We start from the raw sequence: 23,082 nt of genomic DNA on the forward strand, positions 1-23,082 counted from the left end.
TTAACTGATAGTTTTCTTTTATCTACAAATTTTACATTGATAAATAACAACCGGAGACTAAGTAATACTATGTCTGAGCTCCCAAAAAACATGGATATTGATTCGTTAGAAACTCAAGAGTGGATCGAATCAATGGAAGCCGTTTTGGAAAATGAAGGTCCAGAACGTGCACATTACCTACTTGAAAAACTTATCGACCAAGCTCGTCGTAGCGGTACACATTTACCGTTTGATGCGACCACAGCTTATGTGAATACTATTCCTCCGGGGCAAGAGCCTCACATGCCAGCAGACCAAACCATTGAATCTCGCATTCGTGCGGCAATTCGTTGGAATGCCATGGCGTTGGTACTGCGTGCATCGAAAAAAGACTTAGAGTTAGGTGGCCACATTGGTTCATTTGCTTCAAGTGCAACTTTATATGATGTTGGTTTCAACCATTTCTTTAAAGCGGCAACGCCAGAGCATGGTGGCGATTTTATTTTTGCACAAGGCCATATCTCACCAGGTATTTATGCACGTGCTTTCTTAGAAGGTCGTTTGACAGAAGAGCAAATGGCTAACTTCCGTCAAGAAGTTGATGGTAACGGTTTATCATCTTATCCGCACCCACACTTAATGGATGACTTCTGGCAGTTCCCAACCGTTTCAATGGGCTTAGGTCCATTACAAGCGATTTATACAGCTCGTTTCCTTAAGTATTTAACAAACCGTGGCATTAAAGACTGTTCAGAACAGCGCGTATACTGTTTCATGGGCGACGGTGAGTGTGATGAGCCAGAATCACTAGGTGCTATTGGTCTAGCTTCTCGTGAAGGTTTAGATAACTTAACATTTGTCATTAACTGTAACTTGCAGCGTTTAGATGGCCCTGTTCGCGGTAACGGCAAGATCATCCAAGAACTAGAAGGCACATTCCGTGGTGCTGGTTGGGAAGTGATCAAAGTCATTTGGGGTTCATATTGGGATCCATTAATTGCACGTGATACTTCTGGCAAGCTTTTAGATTTGATGAACGAAACTGTTGACGGTGAGTATCAAAACTGTAAAGCGAAAGGCGGCAAATATACTCGTGATAACTTCTTTGGTAAGTACCCAGAAACAGCTGCTATGGTAGCGAATATGTCTGATGCAGACATCTGGCGCTTAAACCGTGGTGGTCATGATCCGGTAAAAGTTTACGCAGCCTACGATAAAGCAATTAACACTAAAGGTCGCCCAACGGTTATCTTAGCAAAAACAGTTAAAGGTTTTGGTTTAGGTCAATCAGGCGAAGCACAAAACACAGCGCACAACGTGAAGAAAATGGATATCGACTCGATCAAGCAATACCGCGATCGTTTCAACATGCCTATTTCTGACGATCAAATTGAAGATCTACCATTCTTCAAATTTGATGAAAACAGCCCAGAAATGCAATACATGCGAGCTCGCCGTGAAGCATTAGGTGGTCATTTACCTGCACGTCGTGTACAAGCGGAAGAGCAACTTGAAATTCCTTCAGTAAAAGCATTTGAAGCGATTACTAAAGGTTCAGGCGATCGTGAAGTGTCTAGTACCATGACATTTGTTCGTGTACTTAACGCATTATTAAAAGACAAGAAAATTGGTAAGCGTATTGTGCCTATCATCCCTGATGAAGCACGTACTTTTGGTATGGAAGGTCTATTCCGCCAGGTAGGTATTTACGCAAATGAAGGACAAAAATACGTTCCTCAAGATGCTGACCAAGTTGCTTACTACCGTGAAGATAAAAAAGGTCAAGTATTACAAGAAGGTATTAACGAATTAGGTGCAATGGCCTCTTGGGTTGCCTCTGGTACGTCTTACTCAACTTGTAACGCAACAACGATTCCGTTCTACATCTACTACTCAATGTTTGGTTTCCAACGTGTTGGCGACTTAGCATGGGCGGCAGGTGACTCTCAAGCACGTGGTTTCTTATTAGGTGCTACAGCGGGTCGTACCACGCTTAACGGTGAAGGTTTACAGCACCAAGACGGTCACTCACACGTTCAAGCGAACTTAATTCCTAACTGTTTAACTTACGATCCAACGTATGGCTACGAAATCGCTGTTATCGTTCAGGAAGGTTTACGTCGTATGTACGAAAATAATGAAAATATTTTCTACTACTTAACCTTAATGAATGAAAACTATCAGCACCCTGCAATGCCAGAAGATAAAGACATTGCTGAGAAGATCATCAAAGGTATTTACCAACTTGATCGTGTTGAAGCGAAAAACGCTAAAGCCAATGTTCAGTTAATGGGTTCAGGTACTATCTTATTGCAAGTTCGCGAAGCAGCTCGCATCTTAGCAGAAGATTATGGCGTATCATCTGATGTTTACTCAGTGACCTCGTTCAACGAGTTAGCGCGTGAAGGTCAAGATGTTATCCGTTACAACATGTTAAACCCTGAAGCAGAAGCGAAAGTGCCATACATCGGCCAAGTGATCACTAAAGACGCTGGTCCTGCTATAGCAGCAACTGACTATGTGAAAGCATACTCTGACCAAGTTCGTGCCTTTATCGATACAGACTATCGCTGTTTAGGTACTGACGGTTTTGGCCGCTCAGATAGCCGTGCAAACTTACGTCGTCACTTTGAAGTTAATGCTTCTTACATTGTGGTTGCATCGTTATACGAATTAGCTAACCGCGGTGACGTTGAGCGTAAAGTGGTATCAGAAGCGATTAAACGTTTTGATATCGACACTGAAAAACTTAACCCGCTATACGCGTAATAGAGCTAGAGGAGAAGATTATGTCTGATATTCAACAAATTCTAGTTCCTGATGTAGGTGGCGAAGAAGTTGAAGTTATCGAAATATGTGTTGCTGTAGGTGACACATTAGAAGCTGACGAAGGTATTGTTACCGTTGAAACCGACAAAGCGTCAATGGATATTCCTGCGCCGATGGCTGGTGAATTAACTTCACTGTCAGTTAACGTAGGTGACAAAATCAAAGAAGGTGACGTGATTGGTGAAATGAAAGCAGCTGGCGCAAATGAAGCGCCTGCTGAACCAGCGCCAGCACAAGAGCCAGAAGTAAAAGAAGAGCCAGCGGCTGCGCCAGAAGTTACACCAGCTGAAGCTGCTCCGACACCTGTTGCTTCAGGCGGAAGTGAAGTCATTGAAGTAGTGGTACCTGATATCGGTGAAGACGGTGAAGTTGATATTATCGACGTGCTTGTTGCTGTAGGTGATGAAGTTCAAGAAGAAGATGGACTGATCACATTAGAAACAGATAAGGCAACGATGGACGTACCGTCGTCACACGCGGGTATCGTAAAAGAAGTACTTGTTAGTGTTGGTGGTAAAATTGGCACTGGCGGCGTTGTGGTTAAACTTGAAACCAACAGCGGCGCACCAGCGGCGATTGAAGAACCACAAGCACCAGCTGTTCAAGCAAAAGCTGAAGAAGTAGTTCCTGCAGCTGCACCAGAGAAAAAAGCAGCGCCTGTTCCTCATCACCCATCGGCAGGTGAATTTAAAGCTACAGGTAAAGTTTACACTTCACCTTCAATTCGTCGTTTAGCGCGCGAATTTGGTGTTGATTTAACGCTAGTTAAAGGCACGGGTCGTAAAGGTCGTATTTTAAAAGAAGACGTTCAATCGTATGTGAAATATGAACTTTCTCGTCCTAAAGCTAACGCAGGTAGTTCTGTTGCTTCTGGAGAAGGTGGTTTACAGGTTGTTGCAGCTAAGTCAGTTGATTTCTCAAAATTTGGTGAGATTGAAACAAAAGAGCTTACTCGCATTCAGAAAATTTCTGGCCCATTCTTACACCGCAATTGGGTAACAATTCCACACGTTACACAATTTGATGAAGCGGATATCACTGAGCTTGAGAAATTCCGTAAAGAACAAAATGTGATCTGTGAAAAGCAAAAAATGGGCTTTAAAATCACACCACTTGTGTTTTTAATGAAAGCGGCAGCAAAAACATTGGCAGAATTTCCAGTGTTTAACTCAAGCTTAAGTGATGACGGTGAAAGCTTGATCCTTAAGAAATACTTCCATATCGGTATCGCAGTTGATACACCTACAGGACTTGTTGTGCCAGTAGTACGTGATGTTGATAAAAAAGGTATTTACGAGTTATCTAAAGAATTACTTGAAATCAGTGCAAAAGCACGTGATGGCAAGTTAAAAGCTGCGGATATGCAAGGTGGTTGTTTTACTATTTCTAGCTTAGGTGGAATTGGCGGTACAGCGTTTACGCCTATTGTTAATGCACCAGAAGTTGCTATTTTAGGTGTATCTAAATCTGATATGAAGCCTAAGTGGAATGGTAAAGAGTTTGAACCTCGTTTAATGTTGCCTCTATCATTGTCATACGATCATCGTGTGATTGATGGCGCATTAGCAGCTCGCTTCTCAGTACACTTAGCTTCTGTTATCTCAGATATTCGTAAGTTAGTATTGTAAGTGCACATTGTGGACTTTGGTTGATTATTTCGACCAAAGTCTATCTATATTTTGGCTAGTGGTTTGATTTATAACCTTTGCCTCAATATAGAATGATTCAAGATTAAAATGTTTAATCGATGGCGATTTGACTCGTTTTTCAGTAAACTTCGCCAAATAAAAATAAATTCTTAATTTAGTGCTTAGCAGCCGTTAGCGTAGCATTAAATATTCACAGTTAATTGAGGTTAGCATGAGTAACGAAATTAAAACACAAGTGGTCGTCTTAGGTGCAGGCCCTGGTGGTTATTCAGCAGCATTCCGTGCTGCGGATTTAGGTTTAGACGTTGTATTAGTTGAAAGCCGTAAAACGTTAGGTGGTGTTTGTTTAAATGTTGGTTGTATTCCATCTAAAGCATTACTTCATGTCGCTAAGGTGATTGATGATGCAAAAGAAATGGCGTCTCACGGTGTTTCTTTTGGTGCACCTGAAATCGACTTAGATAAAGTTCGTTCATGGAAAGACAGTGTAATTGGTCAGTTAACTGGTGGCTTAGGTGGTATGGCTAAGCAACGCAAAGTGACTACTGTTTACGGTTACGGTAAATTCACTTCAGATAAAACGATTGAAGTTGAAGGCGAAGACGGTACAACAACAGTAACATTTGACAATGCAATTATCGCTTGTGGCTCATCTGTAGTTGAATTGCCATTTATTCCACATGACGACCCACGTGTAATTGATTCAACAGGTGCATTAGAACTAGCTGACGTACCAGAAGAAATGTTAGTACTAGGCGGTGGTATCATCGGTTTAGAAATGGGTACTGTATATAGCTCATTAGGTTCAAACGTTTCTGTTGTTGAATTTGCTGATCAGTTGATCCCTGCAGCGGATGCAGATGTTGTTAAAATCTACACTAAACACAACAAGACACGTTTTAAAGAAATCATGCTTTCAACTAAAGTAACTGCAGTTGAAGCAAAAGAAGACGGTTTATACGTAACGTTTGAAGGCAAAAAAGCGCCTGAAGGCCAAGTGCGTTACGACAAGATCTTAGTTGCTGTTGGCCGTAAGCCAAATGGTCACTTAGTTGCTGCAGACAAAGCTGGTGTTAACGTTGATGAGCGCGGCTTTATCAATGTTTCTAACGAATTACGTACAAACGTTGGTCACATTTTTGCAATCGGTGATGTTGTTGGCCAACCAATGCTTGCGCACAAAGCCGTTCATGAAGCGCATGTAGCTGCAGAAGTTATTGCTGGTAAGAAACACGTATTTGAACCACGTGCAATTCCTTCAATTGCATACACTGACCCAGAAATTGCGTGGGTAGGTGTTACTGAGCGTGAAGCAAAAGAACAAGGTTTAAATGTTGAAACAGCAAACTTCCCTTGGGCAGCATCTGGCCGTGCCATTGCATCAGGTCGCACTGAAGGTAAAACAAAACTTATCTTCGATAAAGACTCTGGTCGTGTACTAGGCGGTTCAATTGTTGGCATCAATGCTGGTGAAATGTTAGGTGAAATCGGTCTAGCCGTTGAAATGGGCGCTGATGCTGAAGATGTGGCATTAACTATCCATGCTCACCCAACATTAAACGAATCAATCGGCTTAGCAGCTGAAATCTTTGAAGGTTCAATTACTGACCTTCCAAATGCTAAAGCAGTTAAAAAGAAGAAGTAATTCTTTTTAAACTCTAGTATAAATAAAGCAGCGCTCGTCGCTGCTTTTTTTTATTAAAGAATAAATAAATCAAGGAATTGATATGCATCTAGTGTTACGTACTATTTTACTCTACCTGTTTTTGACCTTGCCTGTGTTAGCAAAAAATAAGGAGCTGACATACGAACATTTTGGTCACCTACCTATGTTTCAGCATGCCACTGTATCCCCTGATGGTAAAATGATCGCTGCGGTATACAATGGTAAAGATGGACCCAGTGTCGTTGTCTCGCCATTTGCTTCAAGAAAGGTTGCAGTTGTGGCTCGTCTATCTAAGTCAAAGGATCGTATTGATGGTTTAACTTGGGTTAATAGTGAACGTATCGTGATATCTGCGAGTTACCCCAAACTATCTTATGGTGGCTATACAAGAGTAAACCGGATGTATGCGGTAAATAAAGATGGTACTGATGTTGTTTTATTACAAGACAAGAAAGCAAAGAATCGTCCTGATTGGATGGATGTGCTCAGCACGACACGAATCGTTTCTCTGCTTGAGAAAGATAAAAAACACATCTTGATACAAGCTTATGATGAAAAAGATGAAGGATGGTCTGTATTTAAAGTTAATGTTTACGACAGCGATTATGAAAAGTTATTTGTAAACAAGTATAAAGTGAGCTCGTGGTATGCCAACGGAGATGGTCAAGTCGTTTTAGGTGTGCAATATGATGGAAACAATAATAAAAAAGACACAATAAATATTTGGCATAGAACGAATAATAATGATGAATGGAAATTGTTACATTCAAGAAAGTTGTACGATAGTACTACCTTTACTCCGATTAAAGTAGACGGCAATAAAGCAATAGTTTTAACAGATCATGAATTGTATCGACAAGCTTTATGGTCCTATGACATACCTAGTGGCAAGTTTGAAAAGGTTTTATTTTCACATGACAAATATGACGTTGATTCTGCTTTATTAAGCCCTGATCAGTCGAAGGTGATTGGAGCTGTTTATTATGATCATTTCCGTAGAAATCATTTTTTTGACCCCAATGAAAATAATATTCATAACAAAGTTGCAAAAATATTTTCGCAATATGAAACAAGTATTGTCGATTTTAGTTTAGATAGAAGCAAAGTACTGGTATTGGCGGTAAAAGATAATTCTCCACCGAAATATTTTTGGCTTGATCAACAAGCAAATAAAGCTGGAGTTTGGTTTAGTAAATACCCACATTTGGAAAACAAGCCTTTAGCAAACGTAGAGGCATTTGAGTTTGAAACACAAGACAAAATGTTGCTAAATGGTTATTTAACTATGCCAAATAATTCGGATGGGAAGCCGCCGTTAATCGTTTACCCACACGGTGGTCCTAACGCAAGGGATTATCAATATTTTGACCCATATGTACAGTACTTTGCTAACAAAGGTTATGCAGTATTACAGGTTAACTTTAGGGGATCGACTGGTTTTGGTAATAGCTATGAAACAGCAGGATATCGAGAGTGGGGCGCTAAAATGCAAAGCGATGTCTATGAAGCCGTAGATTGGTTAGCAACTCAAAACAAAGTGGATATGTCTAAAGTTTGTTTTGTAGGTGCTAGTTATGGTGGATATGTGGCACTTACAGCCGCGGCCGAAAAGCCGAATGACTATAAATGTATCGTATCCGTTGCTGGTGTAAGTGATGTTAAAGCGTTAGCAGATACTGCTTATTTGATGCCGACATTGAGATCTTTTGTAGAAAATACCATAGGGCATCCAAAGGTAGATGATGACGTAAATAATATGCGAGAAATATCGCCGATTAACTACGTCAAAAATATTAAAGCGCCAATTTTATTAATTCACGGTGCAAAAGACACTCGAGTTTCTATAAAACAATCTAGAAAGTTTTTTGACGAAGCTAAAGATGCTGATCTTGATATTCAGCATATAGAATATGAGTTTGGTACACATTTCCTAGATGAAAATGACAATAGGTTGTCAGCATTTAAAGAAATCGGTGAATTTTTGGAAAAACACCTAAACTAAATGAATAAACTTATAAAGCTCTAAATCATCATTTAGAGCTTTTGGGGTTTTGGTTATGGAAAGGAGTTAGATATTTCAAATGAAGTTTTCAATAAAGTTTTTAGCAAAACTGTTAATTGTAGCTACGTTGTTTACCTTAGCCACGGGGTGTGCAACACCAAATAGTCAAGCAAACAGTAGCCAATATGACTTTGATCATGGCGTTTTTTTTGAAAAAGAAGAGCTTGGTGATAACCGTTTTCACATATTAGTCAGATCAGATGAAAAAGTTCCTTTTAATCGCTTAGCCACTTTTTTAATACGTAAAGCTCTACAAACCTGCAAAAGTTACGGATTTAAATTGGAAGTCCTAGGGGGCGTAGAAGAATATGACGACAGGCTAGCGCATCCTAATTTAATTATTCCTTCTTTATCGGCGAATCTGGAGTGCCCAGCTAAGCAATAACAGCAAAAGCCTTTGGTTGGGCATTGGGGTAAATATTGTAAATTTACCTCAAAGGGTTCTAACCATGCCTATACTTTAAAAAGGACTTTAAATAAGGGCTCTTGATGTTTAATCCAAAAAAGTCGTCTGTGGCATTTTTCTTTGTGAGCTTACTGTTAGCCTTGTTGCACCCTTATAGAGGTGCAATAGCTGCTGAAAGTTATCAGGTATTTACGGAAGACTTTGCGCCCTATAACTATCTCGACAATGGTAAGCTCGTTGGTTTGAGTGTCGATGTAGTAGATTCGGTTTTTCGAGAACTTAAAGCCTCTGCAAACTATCAAGTGTTACCTTGGGCTAGAGCCTACGAGTATGCGTTAAACACACCCAATACATTAATCTTTTCGTTAGCTCGTAACCCACAAAGAGAAAAACTGTTTAAATGGGTTGGGGCAATTTCAGCGGTCGAAACCTGTTTGTTTGCTTTTGAAAGCAGCGTTATTGAACCGCTTTATACGTTAGAACAAGCAAAAAAATTTCGGGTGGTTACCCAATTACAAGGTCATATTAGTATTGTTTTGACCAAGGCAGGTTTTATCCGGGGGGGAAATTTAATTGATTCAGTATCGATTGAGAGTTCACTGCAAATGCTTAAGGCAGGAAGAGCTGACATTATTGGGCTGCCGCGACAAGTGTTAGAGCATTACATGCAATACGGGCGAGGCAAAACCGAAGAGAGGCTAAAAACCATCATTTGTTTTGATAACACTGCGTTATATTTAGCGTTTAATAAAGACACTCCGGACGAAACGGTTCTAAAATTTAAGCAAGCAATGATAAAAGTTAAAAAATCACTGCAAGAAGAAAACAAATAAATCATGTTTATTACTTATTCGTTAGTGGTTTTATATCCATAAAATAGCGTAAAAGATCGGTTGCAGAAACGACGCCCTCAACTTTATCTTGTTCTGTAATTACTAAATGATGAATCTTCTTCGAGACTAAAAGCTCGGCTGCTGAAAATATGGGGGTATTAGCTGTCACTTCAATGATGGCATGAGAACATATTTCCCAAGCATGTTCTACTTGCGAATTACCCATGTCTTTATGAAACTTTAGTAAATCATAATCGCTTATGACGCCAAAACACTTTCCTTGATCGTCAATGATGGGTAAAAACGATAAATGATTTTGCGCTAAAAACTGTTCAATTTCTTGGATGGTGTCTTCTATGTGGGCAACAATAACGTTTTTTTGCATAATGTCGCTAATCGGCTGATTCATCACAAATCCTTTTACAATAATCTAATGTCGATTAGTTAATTATAGCGCAAGTTTACAGCTTAAATTAATGCAGCAGAGTACTTGTTTACCAAATGTTCGATTGTTTTTGGTGGTAATATTTCCAGTGAACAAGGGGGACAAATAGCTTAAAATACCTCGGCTATGACTTTGTAACTGCACATTTAGGATCTTCATGGAAAACCAACCCAATAACCCCTTACACGGTAAAACCTTAGAAACCATGCTCAACGAACTCGTTGAAAAACTTGGTTGGCAGCGCATGGGAGAGATTGTTGATATTCGTTGTTTCAATCATGAGCCCTCAATCAAATCAAGCTTAAAGTTTCTGCGCAGAACACCGTGGGCACGTACAAAAGTTGAAGAAATGTACATTAATACCTTTCATGGCTTTTCTTGGCCAGAACGCGATTAACCGTTAAAACCCAAGGTTAAAGCTACATTCGATTAAATGATCGCAGGTGCCTTCAGCATATTGCGATACTCTTTAGGCGTTGCACCTTTGATCATTCTAAAACGCCTATTGAAATTAGAAATATTATTAAAACCACATTGGTCACTGATTGCCGAAATTTGTGTATCGCTATCAATCAATAATTTACAGGCCTTTCCTATGCGCAATTGGTTGATAAATTGGTTAATGGTGTATTCAGTGCGCTGTTTAAAAAAGCGATGTAAATGATTGGTGCTCATATGTACCAATGACGCTAGCTTTTCAGCAGTTAGCTGCTCAGTATAATGTTCATATATATAATTGATGACTTTATCTAATTTAGCGATGGCTGTGTTTTGTGGTGTTTTGTTATCAAAAGTACTGGTAGAGAGTTGTTTAGCGGATTTATCTTTTACCATTAAGTTGAGTAACTCAATTAACAACAAATAACGCTCTAAAGGATCGGCCTGGCACATGGCTTTAAATAGATTGATGGACTTTAAGGTGGCTGCTCGTCCAAATTCTATTCCTCGTTTAGTGCGCTGTAAAAATGAGTCTAGTATTGATAATTCCGGATTTTTTTGAACAAGTTCATTGAGCCATTGACTCGGGATCTGCGCAACATACACGGTCAATTCATGGTTTCCTTTAGTTGGCTTGCAAAACCAGCTATGGGGGAGATAAGGGCCTAAAATCACCAGATCCGCTCGTTCATATTGACTGACGTGATCGCCTATATGTTTTGAACCACCACTATTAAGTGTTAAACAAATTTCATATTCCGGGTGATAGTGCCAGTTAAACTCTATCGATGATAAGTCGACCTTGGCAAAACGCCAAGAACAGCTGTCACTAGGAATAGACTTTCCACACATAGCTTTCATTTTTGCTTCCTTTCATCAAATGTTTACACTTTTTGTCGTAATTTTCGACAACTTCCTTGCTTTACATTAATCATGACGAACACTATTAAGTGCTCAAAAAGCATACCGTTTTGGCAGTGAGAATATAGAAATGTTTATTTATAAAAATATAACAAATTCATATATGTAGCTGTTTATGTGGTCTGCAAAAACATACAAAACTGATCGTACTTCTAATGACACAAATATTGCATGACACAAATATACGTAAAAGTACGTTTATTCAACAATGTTAGAAATTAACGTAAATTTGCGAGTTTAGTACCACTTAATTTTTTCTACTGCTCTAGGATAAATGTCAGTTAGTTGAGCAGCTTTTGCTCAACATTGAAACACAGTTGCAAAAGAGGAAAGGATGATGAAACTTACACATTTAGCTTGTGGTATTGCATTGGCTGTAGCTACAACTGCTGCGTCAGCAGGTGATAAAATTATTTATTTAACGTTTGATGATGGTCCGATGAATGCTACACCAGCACTAATCGATATTTTAGATGAAGCAGGCGTAAAGGCGACTTTCTATTTTAATGGTTGGCACTTTGATGGCATCGGCGATGAAAACGAAGATCAGGCTGTTGCTGCACTGCAAAAAGCATTAGATTCTGGTCATATCATTGCAAACCACAGTTATAGTCATATGGTACATAATTGTGTTGGTAAAACTGATGTTGACGCAAACAGTGGTGCTGAATGTAATGCTACTGCTATGCATAATGTACGCTCTTATCAAAACCCCGCACTGGATGCTTCAAAGTTTGATAAAAACTTAGGCTCTTTCCGTCAATATATTCCTAATATTGATAGTTACCCAAATTTTAAGGGAACTAGCCTTGCTCGTTTACCATATACCAATGGCTGGCGTGTTAGTCGTGACTTTAAGAGTGATGGATTATGTGCAACCACAGATGAATTTCAACCTTGGGACCCTCGTAACCAATGTGATCCAGCCAATCCATTCCACAGCTCTTTGATGGGGATTGAAGTCTCCAGCTTACTGGCTGATAAAGGTTATGTTATTCATGGTTGGGATCTAGATTGGGCGCCTGAAAACTGGGGTATTCAATTTCCTGCGGAAAGTTTAACTGAGCCTGATGTATTAGTTGCTAAAGTTGGTGCTGCTATGAACAGTTGTGCGCCTAAAACTTTGAAGCCAGATAACTCAACCAGTCATACTTTCCCTTGCGGGCATCCATTGCATAATGACAAAGTTGTCATATTAACACATGACTTCTTATTTGAAGACGGCAAGCGTGGTCAAGGTGCAACTAAAAACTTACCTAAATTAAGAGAATTCTTAGCGTTAGCAAAAGCTGCTGGTTATACTTTTGACACATTAGATAACTATGCACCAGCTTGGCAAGAAAACGTTAGTTACCAAGCGGGTGACTACGTATCACAAGGTAATGTAATTTACAAAGCCGTTATTGCGCATACTTCACAAGCGCCATGGGCTCCAGTCAAAGATGGTAGTAACCTTTGGGTAGTCGATATGGCGAGTCGTTTATGGGCTAGCAATGTCGCCTATAAAGCGGGTGAGGAAGTCGTATACAAAAACGCCACTTATCGCGTTACGATTGATCATACGTCTCAAACAGGTTGGGAGCCTGATGCTGCCGCCTCAGTGACACTGTTTGATAAACTTTAATCTATTTAGTTTTTACTAATTAAAAAATCTCGCCATTGTTTGGCGAGATTTTTTTAATTTTTATCACTTCTAGTTTGCATGGTTAATTTGATGAATCATTATTCTTGCCGTATTTCTTTTTCCATTTCTTCATATGCTGATTAAAGGCTTTTTGTATTTCTGTTTGACCGCAGCTAAAGCTCTCTACTGAAGTTAAACCTTCCATACCTACATGACTTAAATCACGAGTAATAGTACAGCTGCCATTTTCTCCTTTGGTGACAGCAAAACCTCCGCCCATCTGTTGAGTCGCCTGGGCTCTTTTTTCATCTTCTGATTGTTGTTTTACTGAATGAGGTACCGAAGTAGCTTGACCATGCATTATAGAGCCAGAGTTAGGTTTAGTTCTTTCTATATAAACTTGTTCAAACATTTCATCTTCTAATTGGTCATTTAACGCTCTTAACTGGTCTAAAGATGTCGCCGCACTGAATTTTTTGTTAACCGAGGTAGAGGGCTGATTATCGACCGAAACGTTAACTTCTTGTTGTTCGGTGTCGCTGTTTTTTATTTCTGTTTCTACAACTGGAACATCAAGTTCTTCTTGTTTGGGCTCAGGTTTTTGTTCTGGCTCAGGTTCAGTTTCAGGTTCAGGTATTTGTTCTGGCTCTGGTTCAGGTTCAGCTTCAGGTAACGGCTCTGCTTGTTGCTCTTCTTCAGGCTCTACAATTGGCTCTAATTGCTCTTGGGTAGGCAGCACATACAAATAACTGTCAATCGGTTGGTGAACCGGTTGAGCGATATGAGGTGATACAGTAATAGTTGAACTTAACAAATAAACTATTAATAGGTGAACAACTACCGACAGTGTGATGGCTTTTGAACTTCCGTTTAACACTACAAACTTCATTTTATTAATTTTATCAGTGCAATAGACCTAATAATAAAAGATAGGTTCAGTTTTAATAGAAAACCTTTATTCAGGATATGCACTACAAGCTGATTATTATTGCAGCAAAAGCGCATTAGTACTCTATTTTAATGGAGCGTAGCGATGATAATTCTTCTATAATTTCATTAATCACGAAAACTTCAGAGGCATGTATGGAGTACGAATTTATTCACGATGGCATTACTGGATCTGCCCGTGCACAATTTTCATTAGAACATCAGTTGATGGGACCATGGCTTGAAACAGAGATTGGCCAAGATGTAGAAAAACTATCAAATGTATTAAAAGCATTAGATGCCGCAGAACACCAACAACAAGAGTTTCAATTAGTTGGTAAAGAGTATACCTTAACCATTAACCACGAGGATGTGTGCGTAAACATGAACGTTATGTTAAATGGCGAAATGGTTATGCCTGATGAGTTAACATCTGACGCGTTATCGTTCGATTACACTGAAGGAGCCAGTTGTGGCGTAGACGACTTTAGAGAACTACTGCGTTCTTGGGCTAATTTTAGGAATTTTTAACGCGCAAAAGCTGCCTTAATATTTATAAGTATTAAGGTATCTTAGCCTTTCTAGGCTTATTGTTTCATTTGTTTTTTATAACCTCCGCACTTACCTTCGTAGTGGAAACTAACATTATTTGTTCTGTAGCTATTTTGTGCTGTTTTGATATTGTGTAGGCTTAACGGTACAAAGGAATTACAGGATTTATCATGAGCAACCCCAAAAGCCTCATATGTTTGATGGTAGCGATAATGTTTGCGCCATTAACTTTTGCCAGAGACTCTCATCAATTAGATAAAAACTCATTTGCAGGCAAGTACCGCACAGAAAAGGTTGTTAACAATGTGAGTATTCCTTGGGGAATAACTCAATTGCCAAACAGTGTGCTGTTAGTGTCTGAACGAAGTGGTAAATTATTAGCCTTTAAGCCAAATCAATTAACAGCTATTGAAGTTTCTGGATTGCCTGACATTGATGATAATGGTCAAGGAGGTCTACTCGATATCGCTTTATCACCAAGTTATCATAAAGAGCCGTGGCTTTATTTTACTTATGCTAGCTCATCTGGCCAAGGTCGTGGTAGTAATACGGCACTAGCGCGTGCATTATTAAATGAAAAAACATGGCAACTAGAACAAGTTCAGGTGCTCTATAAGGGACAAGAAAACACCACTAGTGGCCGTCATTACGGTAGTCGTATAGCTTTCGATGACAAAGGGTTTGTTTATTTTTCGATTGGTGATCGAGGAGATAGAGACACAAATCCGCAAGATTTATCTCGTGATGGTGGAAAAATATATCGCTTACACCTTGATGGCCGCATTCCGGATAGTAATCCTTTTATTAAAGGTGAAAGGCCTGCCGTTTATTCCTATGGTCACAGAAATCCACAAGGGCTTTTATTTGATCAAAATACTAAAAAATTGTGGTCACACGAGCATGGCCCAAGAGGTGGCGATGAGATCAATTTAGTTGAAGCGGGCAAAAATTATGGTTGGCCAGTCATCAGTTATGGCATCAATTACATTGGCACAAAATTTACTGATTTAACCGAAAAAGAGGGCATGGAACAGCCTAGTTTATATTGGGATCCTTCTATAGCACCAAGTGCATTTATCAAAGTAACTTCTGAAAAATATCCTAAACTTAAAAATAAATATTTACTTGGCTCGCTTAAGTTTGGCTATATTGTAGTTATTACTGTTGAACAAGGTAACGTGGTGAATCAGCAACAATTATTAAGTGATTTAGGACGGGTAAGAAGTTTACACCAAGGTATTGATGGTACTATTTACATAGGCCTCGACGGTGGTGGTATCAAAAAGCTAATCAACTAATCGTATTACAAGGAAGGTACCTTGCAAGGTTATTCGCTCATTCAGCAAGTTGGTAAAAGAAATATTGCTGCGTTGCTCATTTTAGCCATATTGGCCAGTGTGTCGTATTTTGTTTTAAATTGGTTAGTCGAGCAACAATCTGGCGATGCCAATTTAATTAACTTAAGTGGTAAACAAAGAATGCTGTCGCAACGAATTGCGCAGCAATCCTATGTTTATGTCAATCAACTCTATTTAAACAAAGAAGTGACAAATACAGTAAATAATCTGCAGTCACTTACCGATGAGTTTATTGCGAACCAAACGTATTTATCTAAGCAGATTTCAGCAAATGAACATGATGAGCTTAATAAGCTGCAAAGGCTCTACAATACTTCAGAGTCTTCAAAATTAAATTTAAATCAACAAGTTGAAGCCTTTGCAAAAAACGCTAGGGCTTTAACTTCAATCACAGAGCCATCAAGGGCGCAACTTTTTATCGAGCAGCACTTTAATCAAAAAAGTGTTAGCGAGATTCTTGCTCATTTGGATAACGCCGTAACGTTATTAGAACAAGCTTCACAAAGCAGAGTTGAAGAGCTTCACAAATACGAAATGGTCAATTGGTTGCTTACCTTAATTCTACTCTTGTTTTTTTATATCGCTCTATTTAGGCCTACTGAAAACCTAATCAAACGTAATTATCTGTCATTATTAAAAGCAAAAAATCAAAGTGCCGAGTTTCAATTTGCGATTAATAAACATGCCATTGTTTTTAAAATCGATCTTAAAGGTAAAATTACCTACGTTAATGCTAACTTTTTAGCGTTTTATCACTATCAAGAGCAAGATGTTATTGGCATGGATGTTCGCCTTATTTGTGCTGATACCTATCGCAAAAAAGATTTTGCCAATATTTTACAACACTGTGATAAAGAGGAGTTTTGGCGTGGTGAGTCATTAAACAAAATTAAAAATGGCCGAGTCTTGTGGCTTGAAACAACCTTAGTGCCGCTTAAAAATGTTGAAAACCAAATTGTGGATTTTATCGTTATTCAAAACGATATCAGTGAACAAAAACATATTGAATTTGCCTTAAATGAATTACATAAAATCACCACCAACCAACACTTAAATCTGGATGAAAAAATTCAGGAATTACTAGTGCTTGGTACACAATTGTTTCATTTGCCTATTGCAATTGTTAGCCACATCGAAAATGGTATTTATACGGTATTACACTGCGTTGCACCAGACGATGGATTACTACCTGGCGCTCAGTTTCCATTTGAACAAACCTATTGTGTGCATACCTTTGCCGCTAACGGCCCTAAAGGCTTTCATCATGTAGGCGAAAGTGAAATTAAATCCCATCCTTGTTACAAAAACTTTGGGTTAGAAAGTTATATTGGCATCCCACTTTTTGTCGCGGGCAAGCGATATGGCACGTTAAACTTTTCCAGCATTGAAAAGTCGGCGAGGCCTTTTTCAGACCGGGAGTTTCGTTTAGTTCGGTTATTTGGTAATTGGATAGGAGCAGCATTTACCCGAGAGCAGCAACGGCAAAAAGTGTTGGCTCAACAACAAATGATGTCAGAAATGTCTCAACAAGCAAAAATAGGCGCTTGGGAATTAGATTTAATGAATCGTAAGCTGTTTTGGTCGCCGATGACAAAAGCCATTCATGAAGTCGCCGACACTTATCAGCCAACTTTAGAGAGAGCGATAGATTTTTATCATACAGACAATGACAAAGCGATAATTGAAAAAGCACTTGATGCAGCAATAAATGACGGCACACCGATAAACCTTGAATGCAAACTGTTGACAGCCAAAGGTAACAGTATTTGGATAGCTGTTAGAGGTAAAGCCGATTTTGAACATGGTCAATGTGTGCGAATCTTTGGTTCAATTCAAGATATTTCATCAAGAGTTGCTTCTCAAGAGATGATTAGAGTGCAGAAAGAGCGCTTAGACTTTGTGATGGCGTCAACCGCCGTTGGTATTTGGGATTGGGAAATTAATACTTGCAAAACCGTTTTTAATGAGCGCTGGGCAAACATCATAGGTTATTCCCTTAGCGAATTAGAACCAGTCGACGTTAATACGTGGCTAACCTATTTACACCCAGAAGATAAAGGTTTGACTCAACAACAATTAGAAGCGCATTGGCGTGGTGAAGACGAATATTATACCTGTGAGTTGCGGATGAAGCATAAAGCGGGGCACTGGGTTTGGATTTTAAGCACTGGTAAATCAGTTGAATGGCATAAAGACGGCACAGCCAAGCGAATGATAGGTACACACATTGATATTTCTGAGCAAAAGCAAGTTGCCAGTGAAATCAACTCAATGAACCAAAGAATGACATTGGCTGCCGACTCTGCGGGTATTGGTGTGTGGGAATACAATGTGGTGACCAATGAGCTGAAGTGGGATCCATGGATGTTTAAATTGTATGGCATCAGTGAAGCAAATTTTTCAGGTGCCTATGAAGCTTGGGAAAATGGTATTCATCCCGACGATGCACAAAGAGCGGTTGCTGAACTTGAACAAGCGATAAATGGTGGTGATAAATTTGATACTCAATTTAGAATTCTTTGGCCAAATGGTGAAGTCAGGCATATAAGAGCTGCTGCGATTGTGCTGTTTAACGAACATGATCATGCACAGTCAATGATCGGGGTTAACTATGATATTACTGACAGGGTAAATACCGAAACTGCCCTGACTAAAGCGAAGCAACAAGCTGAAGCTGGGGCAAAGGCTAAAAGCGAATTCCTGGCAAGTATGAGTCATGAAATTAGAACACCGATGAATGGTGTTATTGGCATGTTAGATCTATTGCAAGATACTCACTTAGATCAAGAGCAGCAACAAAGGGTGTCAATTGCACAAGAAAGTGCACATTCTTTACTTACGTTGATCAATGACATTTTAGACTTTTCTAAAATTGATGCTGGCAAATTAGAGCTTGAACAGATCACCTTTAATCTAATCCATACTGTGTCTAGTTTTGCGCGCTCTATGGCATTACAAGCACAGCAAAAAGGATTAGATCTCATATTAGATACAACCGAGGTTAAGCAAAACTTTGTCATTGGTGATCCCAACCGTATCAGGCAGATTTTAATTAACTTGGTTGCTAATGCTATTAAATTTACCAAAGAGGGCGAAGTGTTAGTGACTATTGAGCAGATAGAACACTCAAGCACACATTGGCAAATTGTGATGACTGTGAAAGACACCGGTATTGGCATTCCAAGAGAGCGCCAAAATAAGTTGTTTAGTGCTTTTCAACAATTAGATGCGTCAACGACCCGAGAGTTTGGTGGTACAGGTTTAGGCCTAGCGATTGTTAAACGCCTATGTAACGAGATGGCAGGAGATATTGATGTTGAAAGTGAGCCCGGTAAAGGTAGTACTTTCAAATGCAGTATATTATTAGAAAAGTCAGCTGAAGATGTACCTTCAAAGCCGAATTTAGAAAGTTTACCCAGAGTGTTAGTTATTGATAATAACAAAAGCAACTGTGCAGTTATTAAAAAGCAATTTGAGCAATGGGGTGGGACTTGTTATACCATGAACACGCCCAAAGAAGCGTTAGATTTTTGTCAGCAACTCATTGCCAGTGAGCGGCCATTATTCGACTTAGCACTTATAGATGTTGAGTTAGCACAAATAGGCGATCAGCACTTGGTACAATTACTTGATGCTGATAGTCACTTTGATGACATGCAAATGGTGCTCATGACACCTATCAACATGCCAAGTAATTTACTATCTTTAATGGCGTTAAATGTTCATGAACAAGTTACTAAGCCGATAACCAGTGAAAACTTGATTCAATTGTTGACTAGCCGCAGCAAAGAAGAAAGTGTTATAGAAGTAGATAACACACCAGCTAAGTTAGCTAACCATATAGATAATCAATTAAACAGTTCACTTAATGCACATATTTTATTGGTGGAAGATAATCGAATTAACCAAGCCGTTGCTAAAGGCTTGCTTGAAAAGCTCGGCTTAACTTGTGATGTCGCAAATAACGGTTTAGAAGCGTTGAATTTGTTAAAGAGCAATAGTGAAGGTCAACACTTCGATTTAATTCTAATGGATTGTCAGATGCCTGAAATGGACGGTTATCAGGCGACGCAAGCGATTAGGGCTGGAGAAGCCGGCGCCGATTTTCAATATATTCCGATTGTCGCGATGACAGCCAATGCGATGGTGGGCGATAAAGAGAAATGTTTAGCTGCAGGTATGGATGAATATGTAGCTAAGCCAATTGAACAAAATAAAATAATCAGTGTATTAAACTCACTTTTAGCAAAAGCTTAAAAACCTAAGATGCGAGCTTATCGTTGAATCTCTAACGTATCTTCATGAAGATCTTGTAAATCATCCTCGTCTAAATCTAGGGTAGTGAGTATCTGATCTTTTAGGAAAGGCCAATCTGCAGAATCCCTAAAGTACTTATGATTATGTACTAAGTTCTCGGCTAATTTCAGTACGGCAAAATAAAACTGTTGATCAATATCTGCTTTCACGTCGAGAAAGTTTCGATCATGGTGAGATAAGATAAGCTGACAAATATCGCGTGGTAATCGCCAAGACGATGCAACGTAGTAACCAATAGTGGCATGGTTTACGTTGTACACGGAATCTTCAATCGAGGTTAATGTTTCACTGGGTGTTTTAATCGCGTGTTCAAAGGTTTCAGCATAGTCTGGATATTTCATCGCCATCACAGGAATGCCGCAATCATGAAATAAACCTAATGAAAATAGTTTATCAATGGATACTTGATGTTTTAATCGCTTTGCAATAAACACACTGGTATTGGCAATATTTTGTGTGTTATGCCAAAAGTCGTCTAAAGTGATACTGCACTCTTGTTGTTCAAAACTTTTTTGAATTAAAACATTGGTTACCAGTGACGTGATGCCGGTTATACCAATAAAACGGCAGGCTTTATGAATATCTGAAATTGAACGGGACAGGCCATAAATTGGCGAATTTATGGTTTTTAATACCGTTGATGCGACCGCAATATCTTGGGAAATAATTCGGCTAATGTCATTGATTTCTGGCTCAGGACTTGCCATTAATTGTTGTAGTTTAACGAGTAATTCTGGCTGCGCAGGGACCGAAAATCCGCGCCCAATATCATCCAGTACTTTTTGATCTACTTGTAACATAGCTCTTACTGCATAGTTGATAAATGCATATGGTATAGCTATTTACTATGGCTTAATTTGACTTAACTTACAATGACAAAGTAAGTTATAGCAGCCTTTATTTAACACAAATCAAACAATGAACAATTTAAAAAAAATAATTCTATGTACCTTATCTCTCGCCACATTTAATAGCTATGCAAGTAGCGAGCAAACTCATCTACCTCAATGGACGGTAAGTCAATTGCCCAATAAAGCATCATTGCGTGGCAGTGCTGCTGTTGATAATAAACTTTGGGTAACTGGAACTAAAGGGAGTGTTTATGTCAGTGAAAACCTTGGCCAGCAGTGGCGAAATGTTTCACCTAGCCAATATAAGTCACTGGATTTTCGTGATATTCACGTGTTTGATAAACAAACCGCGATTATCATGAGTGTTGGCTCTGGAGACGATTCAAAATTATTAAAAACTCAAGACGGCGGTAACAGCTGGGCACTACTTTATCAAAATAAAGATAAGGAAGGCTTTTTTGATGCGATTGATTTTTGGGATGATAAAACTGGCTTAATGCTCGGCGATCCGGTTGATGGCTATTATGTTGTTAAGAAAACAACAGATGGTGGTAACACTTGGCGACGAATTGCCAAAAGTAAGTTACCAGCGATTATTGAAAAAGAATCTGCTTTTGCTGCCAGTGGCAATACGCTAATTGTTGGAGAAGAGGGTAAAGCTTGGAGCACCACAGGTGGATTCTCTGCGTCTGTTTATGAGTCAAATGATTGGGGAGAAACATGGCAACGCCAAGCGGTACCTTTGTATAGTGAAACACAAACTGCAGGTGGTTATGGATTGGCTCAAAATACACAAGGGCAAATATTTGTCCTTGGCGGTGACTTTCAACAACGCCCTGCAAAGTATGCAAACATAGCAACTAAATTAGATACATGGTACCAAGTTGATGCCAAAGAGCGAGGTTTACGAACCGCGATGAGTTGTTATGAGTCAATCTGTATTACCACAGGCAAAACAGGTAGCGACTATTCAAGCGATGACGGAAAAACTTGGCAACCTTTAGATAATTTACAAGCTGTAGAAGGTGATAGAGGTTTTTATACCTTGGCAAATGATGGGAACATTTTTGTTAGCGCTGGCGCTGAAGGTAAAGTCGGCGTTTTAATTGTAAAATAGCGCACTTATTTGAGTTAACATTAAAACAGGCTGATTGGTCAGCCTGTTTTGTAACCACATGAACTTAGTTGTTGCCTTCTTCTAAGATACAGTAAAAGTTAAAGGCGTTGGGGTGTTTGTTGCCCTCTGCATCTGTGTATTGTCCTAAAATAAATTCATACGGCATATAACAATAGCCATCTATGCCAAAGTCTTTCCCGTAAGAGTTGCGGATCAATATTGCCTGTTTCTCGTCATCAAAACCTACCGCACACACAGCATGGCCACCAATGCGAAGTTCGTCTTCGGCAGGCATAGGCATCTCGCCATTTGCCGCAATGTCAAAGAAACTTTGTGGCTCGATAAAACCAAAAACAATAGGCGTTTTATTGCTAAGCGCATGTTTGATTTCGTTCATTCCGTTTTCTATTGAAAGCTGTGTGTACTTGATATTGTTAAATTCTTTCGCTTGTACTTTGGCTTCTTCAGAGGGTTTTTGTTCAAGTAAGGATTTAATCAGCGATTCTTTTTCTTGTAAAATCCGGCTCATCTCCTGTGTAATTTCTTCCAATGTGCCATCTTTTGCTAATTGCCAAAGTGATTGTGGCACTGACGTTTCAGGGTAAGGCCAAAGCTCTGCACAACAAACGCCAAAACTGGTTAATACGGTAAAGCCATCGTCCAAATAAACTGGAGTGTTTTCCAGCTCTTTGTTACTTAATAAGCGCTCGTAATAATAAATAAACATTGCGGATGCTTTTGACCCATTGCCGCATTCAAAAAAGTGGTCTTGTTCACGGTTAAGGGTAATTTCTACTGCTGCTGAAAGCGCACAGCCACTGCATGAATTAAGTAAACCTTGGTCTAATACTGGTGATAACAGGTAAGGGCGTAAATCAATTTTTTCAGTTATTTCGCACCAACCATTTGAACAACAGCCAGGTTGATAAAGAGTGGGGGCTTGGCAATTATGGTTAGGCTCTACCGTACGGCAGTATAGGTGACGCATATATGTCCTTATGATTCGCATTATTTTTTTAGCTACTCTAAAAGTAAATGTCGATTAAAGCCAGCGCTTACCATTAAACAGCAAAATAAAAACTTTATGTTTATATGTGAATTATATATG

General features: G+C 39.2%; 17 protein-coding genes. 12 read left to right on the forward strand and 5 right to left on the reverse strand.

Annotated elements, in window-relative coordinates; all coding sequences use genetic code 11:
* Positions 1–69: 69 nt before the first annotated feature.
* The 6 genes from aceE to IE199_RS01800 all read left to right on the forward strand — a co-directional run bounded on the left by aceE (position 70) and on the right by IE199_RS01800 (position 9,424).
* A complete protein-coding gene (aceE, locus tag IE199_RS01775; protein WP_189766995.1) occupies positions 70–2,748 on the forward strand; it encodes a pyruvate dehydrogenase (acetyl-transferring), homodimeric type in 2,679 nt (892 codons plus the stop codon).
* A 20-nt stretch (positions 2,749–2,768) separates the two neighbouring features.
* On the forward strand, positions 2,769–4,436 hold the full coding sequence (gene aceF / locus IE199_RS01780; protein WP_189766996.1) for a dihydrolipoyllysine-residue acetyltransferase: 1,668 nt from the start codon (positions 2,769–2,771) through the stop codon (positions 4,434–4,436).
* A gap of 232 nt (positions 4,437–4,668) precedes the next feature.
* Positions 4,669–6,102 (forward strand): dihydrolipoyl dehydrogenase, encoded by a 1,434-nt coding sequence (lpdA, locus tag IE199_RS01785; RefSeq protein ID WP_189766997.1) that lies wholly within the window; start codon positions 4,669–4,671, stop codon positions 6,100–6,102.
* An 82-nt stretch (positions 6,103–6,184) separates the two neighbouring features.
* Positions 6,185–8,125: an alpha/beta hydrolase family protein gene (locus tag IE199_RS01790; protein WP_189766998.1), complete on the forward strand. Its 1,941-nt coding sequence runs from the start codon at positions 6,185–6,187 to the stop codon at positions 8,123–8,125.
* 79 nt (positions 8,126–8,204) lie between these two features.
* Positions 8,205–8,570: a hypothetical protein gene (locus IE199_RS01795; RefSeq protein WP_189766999.1), complete on the forward strand. Its 366-nt coding sequence runs from the start codon at positions 8,205–8,207 to the stop codon at positions 8,568–8,570.
* Between the two features lie 104 nt (positions 8,571–8,674).
* Positions 8,675–9,424 (forward strand): substrate-binding periplasmic protein, encoded by a 750-nt coding sequence (locus IE199_RS01800; protein WP_189767000.1) that lies wholly within the window; start codon positions 8,675–8,677, stop codon positions 9,422–9,424.
* 10 nt (positions 9,425–9,434) lie between these two features.
* Here the strand turns inward: IE199_RS01800 and IE199_RS01805 are convergent, their stop codons facing one another.
* Positions 9,435–9,833 carry a CBS domain-containing protein gene (locus IE199_RS01805; protein WP_189767001.1) on the reverse strand — a complete coding sequence of 133 codons (399 nt, stop codon included), beginning with the start codon at positions 9,831–9,833 and terminating at the stop codon, positions 9,435–9,437.
* Between the two features lie 193 nt (positions 9,834–10,026).
* On the opposite strand from IE199_RS01805, the gene IE199_RS01810 reads away from it, so the two are divergent.
* A complete protein-coding gene (locus tag IE199_RS01810; protein WP_189767002.1) occupies positions 10,027–10,266 on the forward strand; it encodes a VF530 family protein in 240 nt (79 codons plus the stop codon).
* A 32-nt stretch (positions 10,267–10,298) separates the two neighbouring features.
* Here the strand turns inward: IE199_RS01810 and IE199_RS01815 are convergent, their stop codons facing one another.
* Complete coding sequence (locus IE199_RS01815; RefSeq protein ID WP_189767003.1) at positions 10,299–11,168, reverse strand: AraC family transcriptional regulator; 870 nt, start codon at positions 11,166–11,168, stop codon at positions 10,299–10,301.
* Between the two features lie 397 nt (positions 11,169–11,565).
* On the opposite strand from IE199_RS01815, the gene IE199_RS01820 reads away from it, so the two are divergent.
* Positions 11,566–12,852, forward strand: a complete 1,287-nt coding sequence (locus IE199_RS01820; RefSeq protein ID WP_189767305.1) for a polysaccharide deacetylase family protein — start codon at positions 11,566–11,568, stop codon at positions 12,850–12,852.
* Between the two features lie 82 nt (positions 12,853–12,934).
* Here the strand turns inward: IE199_RS01820 and IE199_RS01825 are convergent, their stop codons facing one another.
* Complete coding sequence (locus IE199_RS01825) at positions 12,935–13,741, reverse strand: hypothetical protein (RefSeq protein ID WP_189767004.1); 807 nt, start codon at positions 13,739–13,741, stop codon at positions 12,935–12,937.
* 194 nt (positions 13,742–13,935) lie between these two features.
* Here IE199_RS01825 and IE199_RS01830 point away from each other — a divergent pair, with 194 nt between their 5' ends.
* The 3 genes from IE199_RS01830 to IE199_RS01840 all read left to right on the forward strand — a co-directional run bounded on the left by IE199_RS01830 (position 13,936) and on the right by IE199_RS01840 (position 19,946).
* A complete protein-coding gene (locus IE199_RS01830) occupies positions 13,936–14,310 on the forward strand; it encodes a YacL family protein (RefSeq protein WP_189767005.1) in 375 nt (124 codons plus the stop codon).
* A gap of 191 nt (positions 14,311–14,501) precedes the next feature.
* The gene (locus IE199_RS01835) at positions 14,502–15,629 is read left to right on the forward strand and encodes a PQQ-dependent sugar dehydrogenase (protein WP_189767006.1); all 1,128 of its coding nucleotides are present in this window, start codon (positions 14,502–14,504) and stop codon (positions 15,627–15,629) included.
* 21 nt (positions 15,630–15,650) lie between these two features.
* Positions 15,651–19,946 (forward strand): PAS domain-containing protein, encoded by a 4,296-nt coding sequence (locus tag IE199_RS01840; RefSeq protein WP_189767007.1) that lies wholly within the window; start codon positions 15,651–15,653, stop codon positions 19,944–19,946.
* Positions 19,947–19,963: 17 nt separating this feature from the next.
* On the opposite strand, the gene IE199_RS01845 is transcribed toward IE199_RS01840, so the two are convergent.
* The gene (locus IE199_RS01845; protein ID WP_189767008.1) at positions 19,964–20,806 is read right to left on the reverse strand and encodes an HDOD domain-containing protein; all 843 of its coding nucleotides are present in this window, start codon (positions 20,804–20,806) and stop codon (positions 19,964–19,966) included.
* 118 nt (positions 20,807–20,924) lie between these two features.
* Here IE199_RS01845 and IE199_RS01850 point away from each other — a divergent pair, with 118 nt between their 5' ends.
* The gene (locus tag IE199_RS01850) at positions 20,925–21,974 is read left to right on the forward strand and encodes a WD40/YVTN/BNR-like repeat-containing protein (protein ID WP_189767009.1); all 1,050 of its coding nucleotides are present in this window, start codon (positions 20,925–20,927) and stop codon (positions 21,972–21,974) included.
* Between the two features lie 64 nt (positions 21,975–22,038).
* On the opposite strand, the gene IE199_RS01855 is transcribed toward IE199_RS01850, so the two are convergent.
* Entirely contained in the window at positions 22,039–22,962 is a 924-nt protein-coding gene (locus IE199_RS01855) for a C1 family peptidase (protein ID WP_189767010.1), read from the reverse strand.
* Positions 22,963–23,082: the final 120 nt, after the last annotated feature.

This window comes from Thalassotalea marina, from assembly GCF_014656435.1.
In the GTDB taxonomy this organism is placed as follows: domain Bacteria; phylum Pseudomonadota; class Gammaproteobacteria; order Enterobacterales; family Alteromonadaceae; genus Thalassotalea_C; species Thalassotalea_C marina.

What these genes read in the sequence shown, in the direction of transcription:
- IE199_RS01820 (WP_189767305.1), top strand. Translation starts at nt 11,566, where the DNA reads ATGAAACTTACACATTTAGCTTGTGGTATTGCATTGGCTGTAGCTACA.
- IE199_RS01845 (WP_189767008.1), bottom strand. Translation starts at nt 20,806, where the DNA reads ATGTTACAAGTAGATCAAAAAGTACTGGATGATATTGGGCGCGGATTT.
- IE199_RS01810 (WP_189767002.1), top strand. Translation starts at nt 10,027, where the DNA reads ATGGAAAACCAACCCAATAACCCCTTACACGGTAAAACCTTAGAAACC.
- aceE (WP_189766995.1), top strand. Translation starts at nt 70, where the DNA reads ATGTCTGAGCTCCCAAAAAACATGGATATTGATTCGTTAGAAACTCAA.
- IE199_RS01855 (WP_189767010.1), bottom strand. Translation starts at nt 22,962, where the DNA reads ATGCGTCACCTATACTGCCGTACGGTAGAGCCTAACCATAATTGCCAA.
- aceF (WP_189766996.1), top strand. Translation starts at nt 2,769, where the DNA reads ATGTCTGATATTCAACAAATTCTAGTTCCTGATGTAGGTGGCGAAGAA.
- lpdA (WP_189766997.1), top strand. Translation starts at nt 4,669, where the DNA reads ATGAGTAACGAAATTAAAACACAAGTGGTCGTCTTAGGTGCAGGCCCT.
- IE199_RS01790 (WP_189766998.1), top strand. Translation starts at nt 6,185, where the DNA reads ATGCATCTAGTGTTACGTACTATTTTACTCTACCTGTTTTTGACCTTG.
- IE199_RS01825 (WP_189767004.1), bottom strand. Translation starts at nt 13,741, where the DNA reads ATGAAGTTTGTAGTGTTAAACGGAAGTTCAAAAGCCATCACACTGTCG.
- IE199_RS01835 (WP_189767006.1), top strand. Translation starts at nt 14,502, where the DNA reads ATGAGCAACCCCAAAAGCCTCATATGTTTGATGGTAGCGATAATGTTT.
- IE199_RS01815 (WP_189767003.1), bottom strand. Translation starts at nt 11,168, where the DNA reads ATGAAAGCTATGTGTGGAAAGTCTATTCCTAGTGACAGCTGTTCTTGG.
- IE199_RS01805 (WP_189767001.1), bottom strand. Translation starts at nt 9,833, where the DNA reads ATGAATCAGCCGATTAGCGACATTATGCAAAAAAACGTTATTGTTGCC.
- IE199_RS01830 (WP_189767005.1), top strand. Translation starts at nt 13,936, where the DNA reads ATGGAGTACGAATTTATTCACGATGGCATTACTGGATCTGCCCGTGCA.
- IE199_RS01850 (WP_189767009.1), top strand. Translation starts at nt 20,925, where the DNA reads ATGAACAATTTAAAAAAAATAATTCTATGTACCTTATCTCTCGCCACA.
- IE199_RS01800 (WP_189767000.1), top strand. Translation starts at nt 8,675, where the DNA reads ATGTTTAATCCAAAAAAGTCGTCTGTGGCATTTTTCTTTGTGAGCTTA.
- IE199_RS01795 (WP_189766999.1), top strand. Translation starts at nt 8,205, where the DNA reads ATGAAGTTTTCAATAAAGTTTTTAGCAAAACTGTTAATTGTAGCTACG.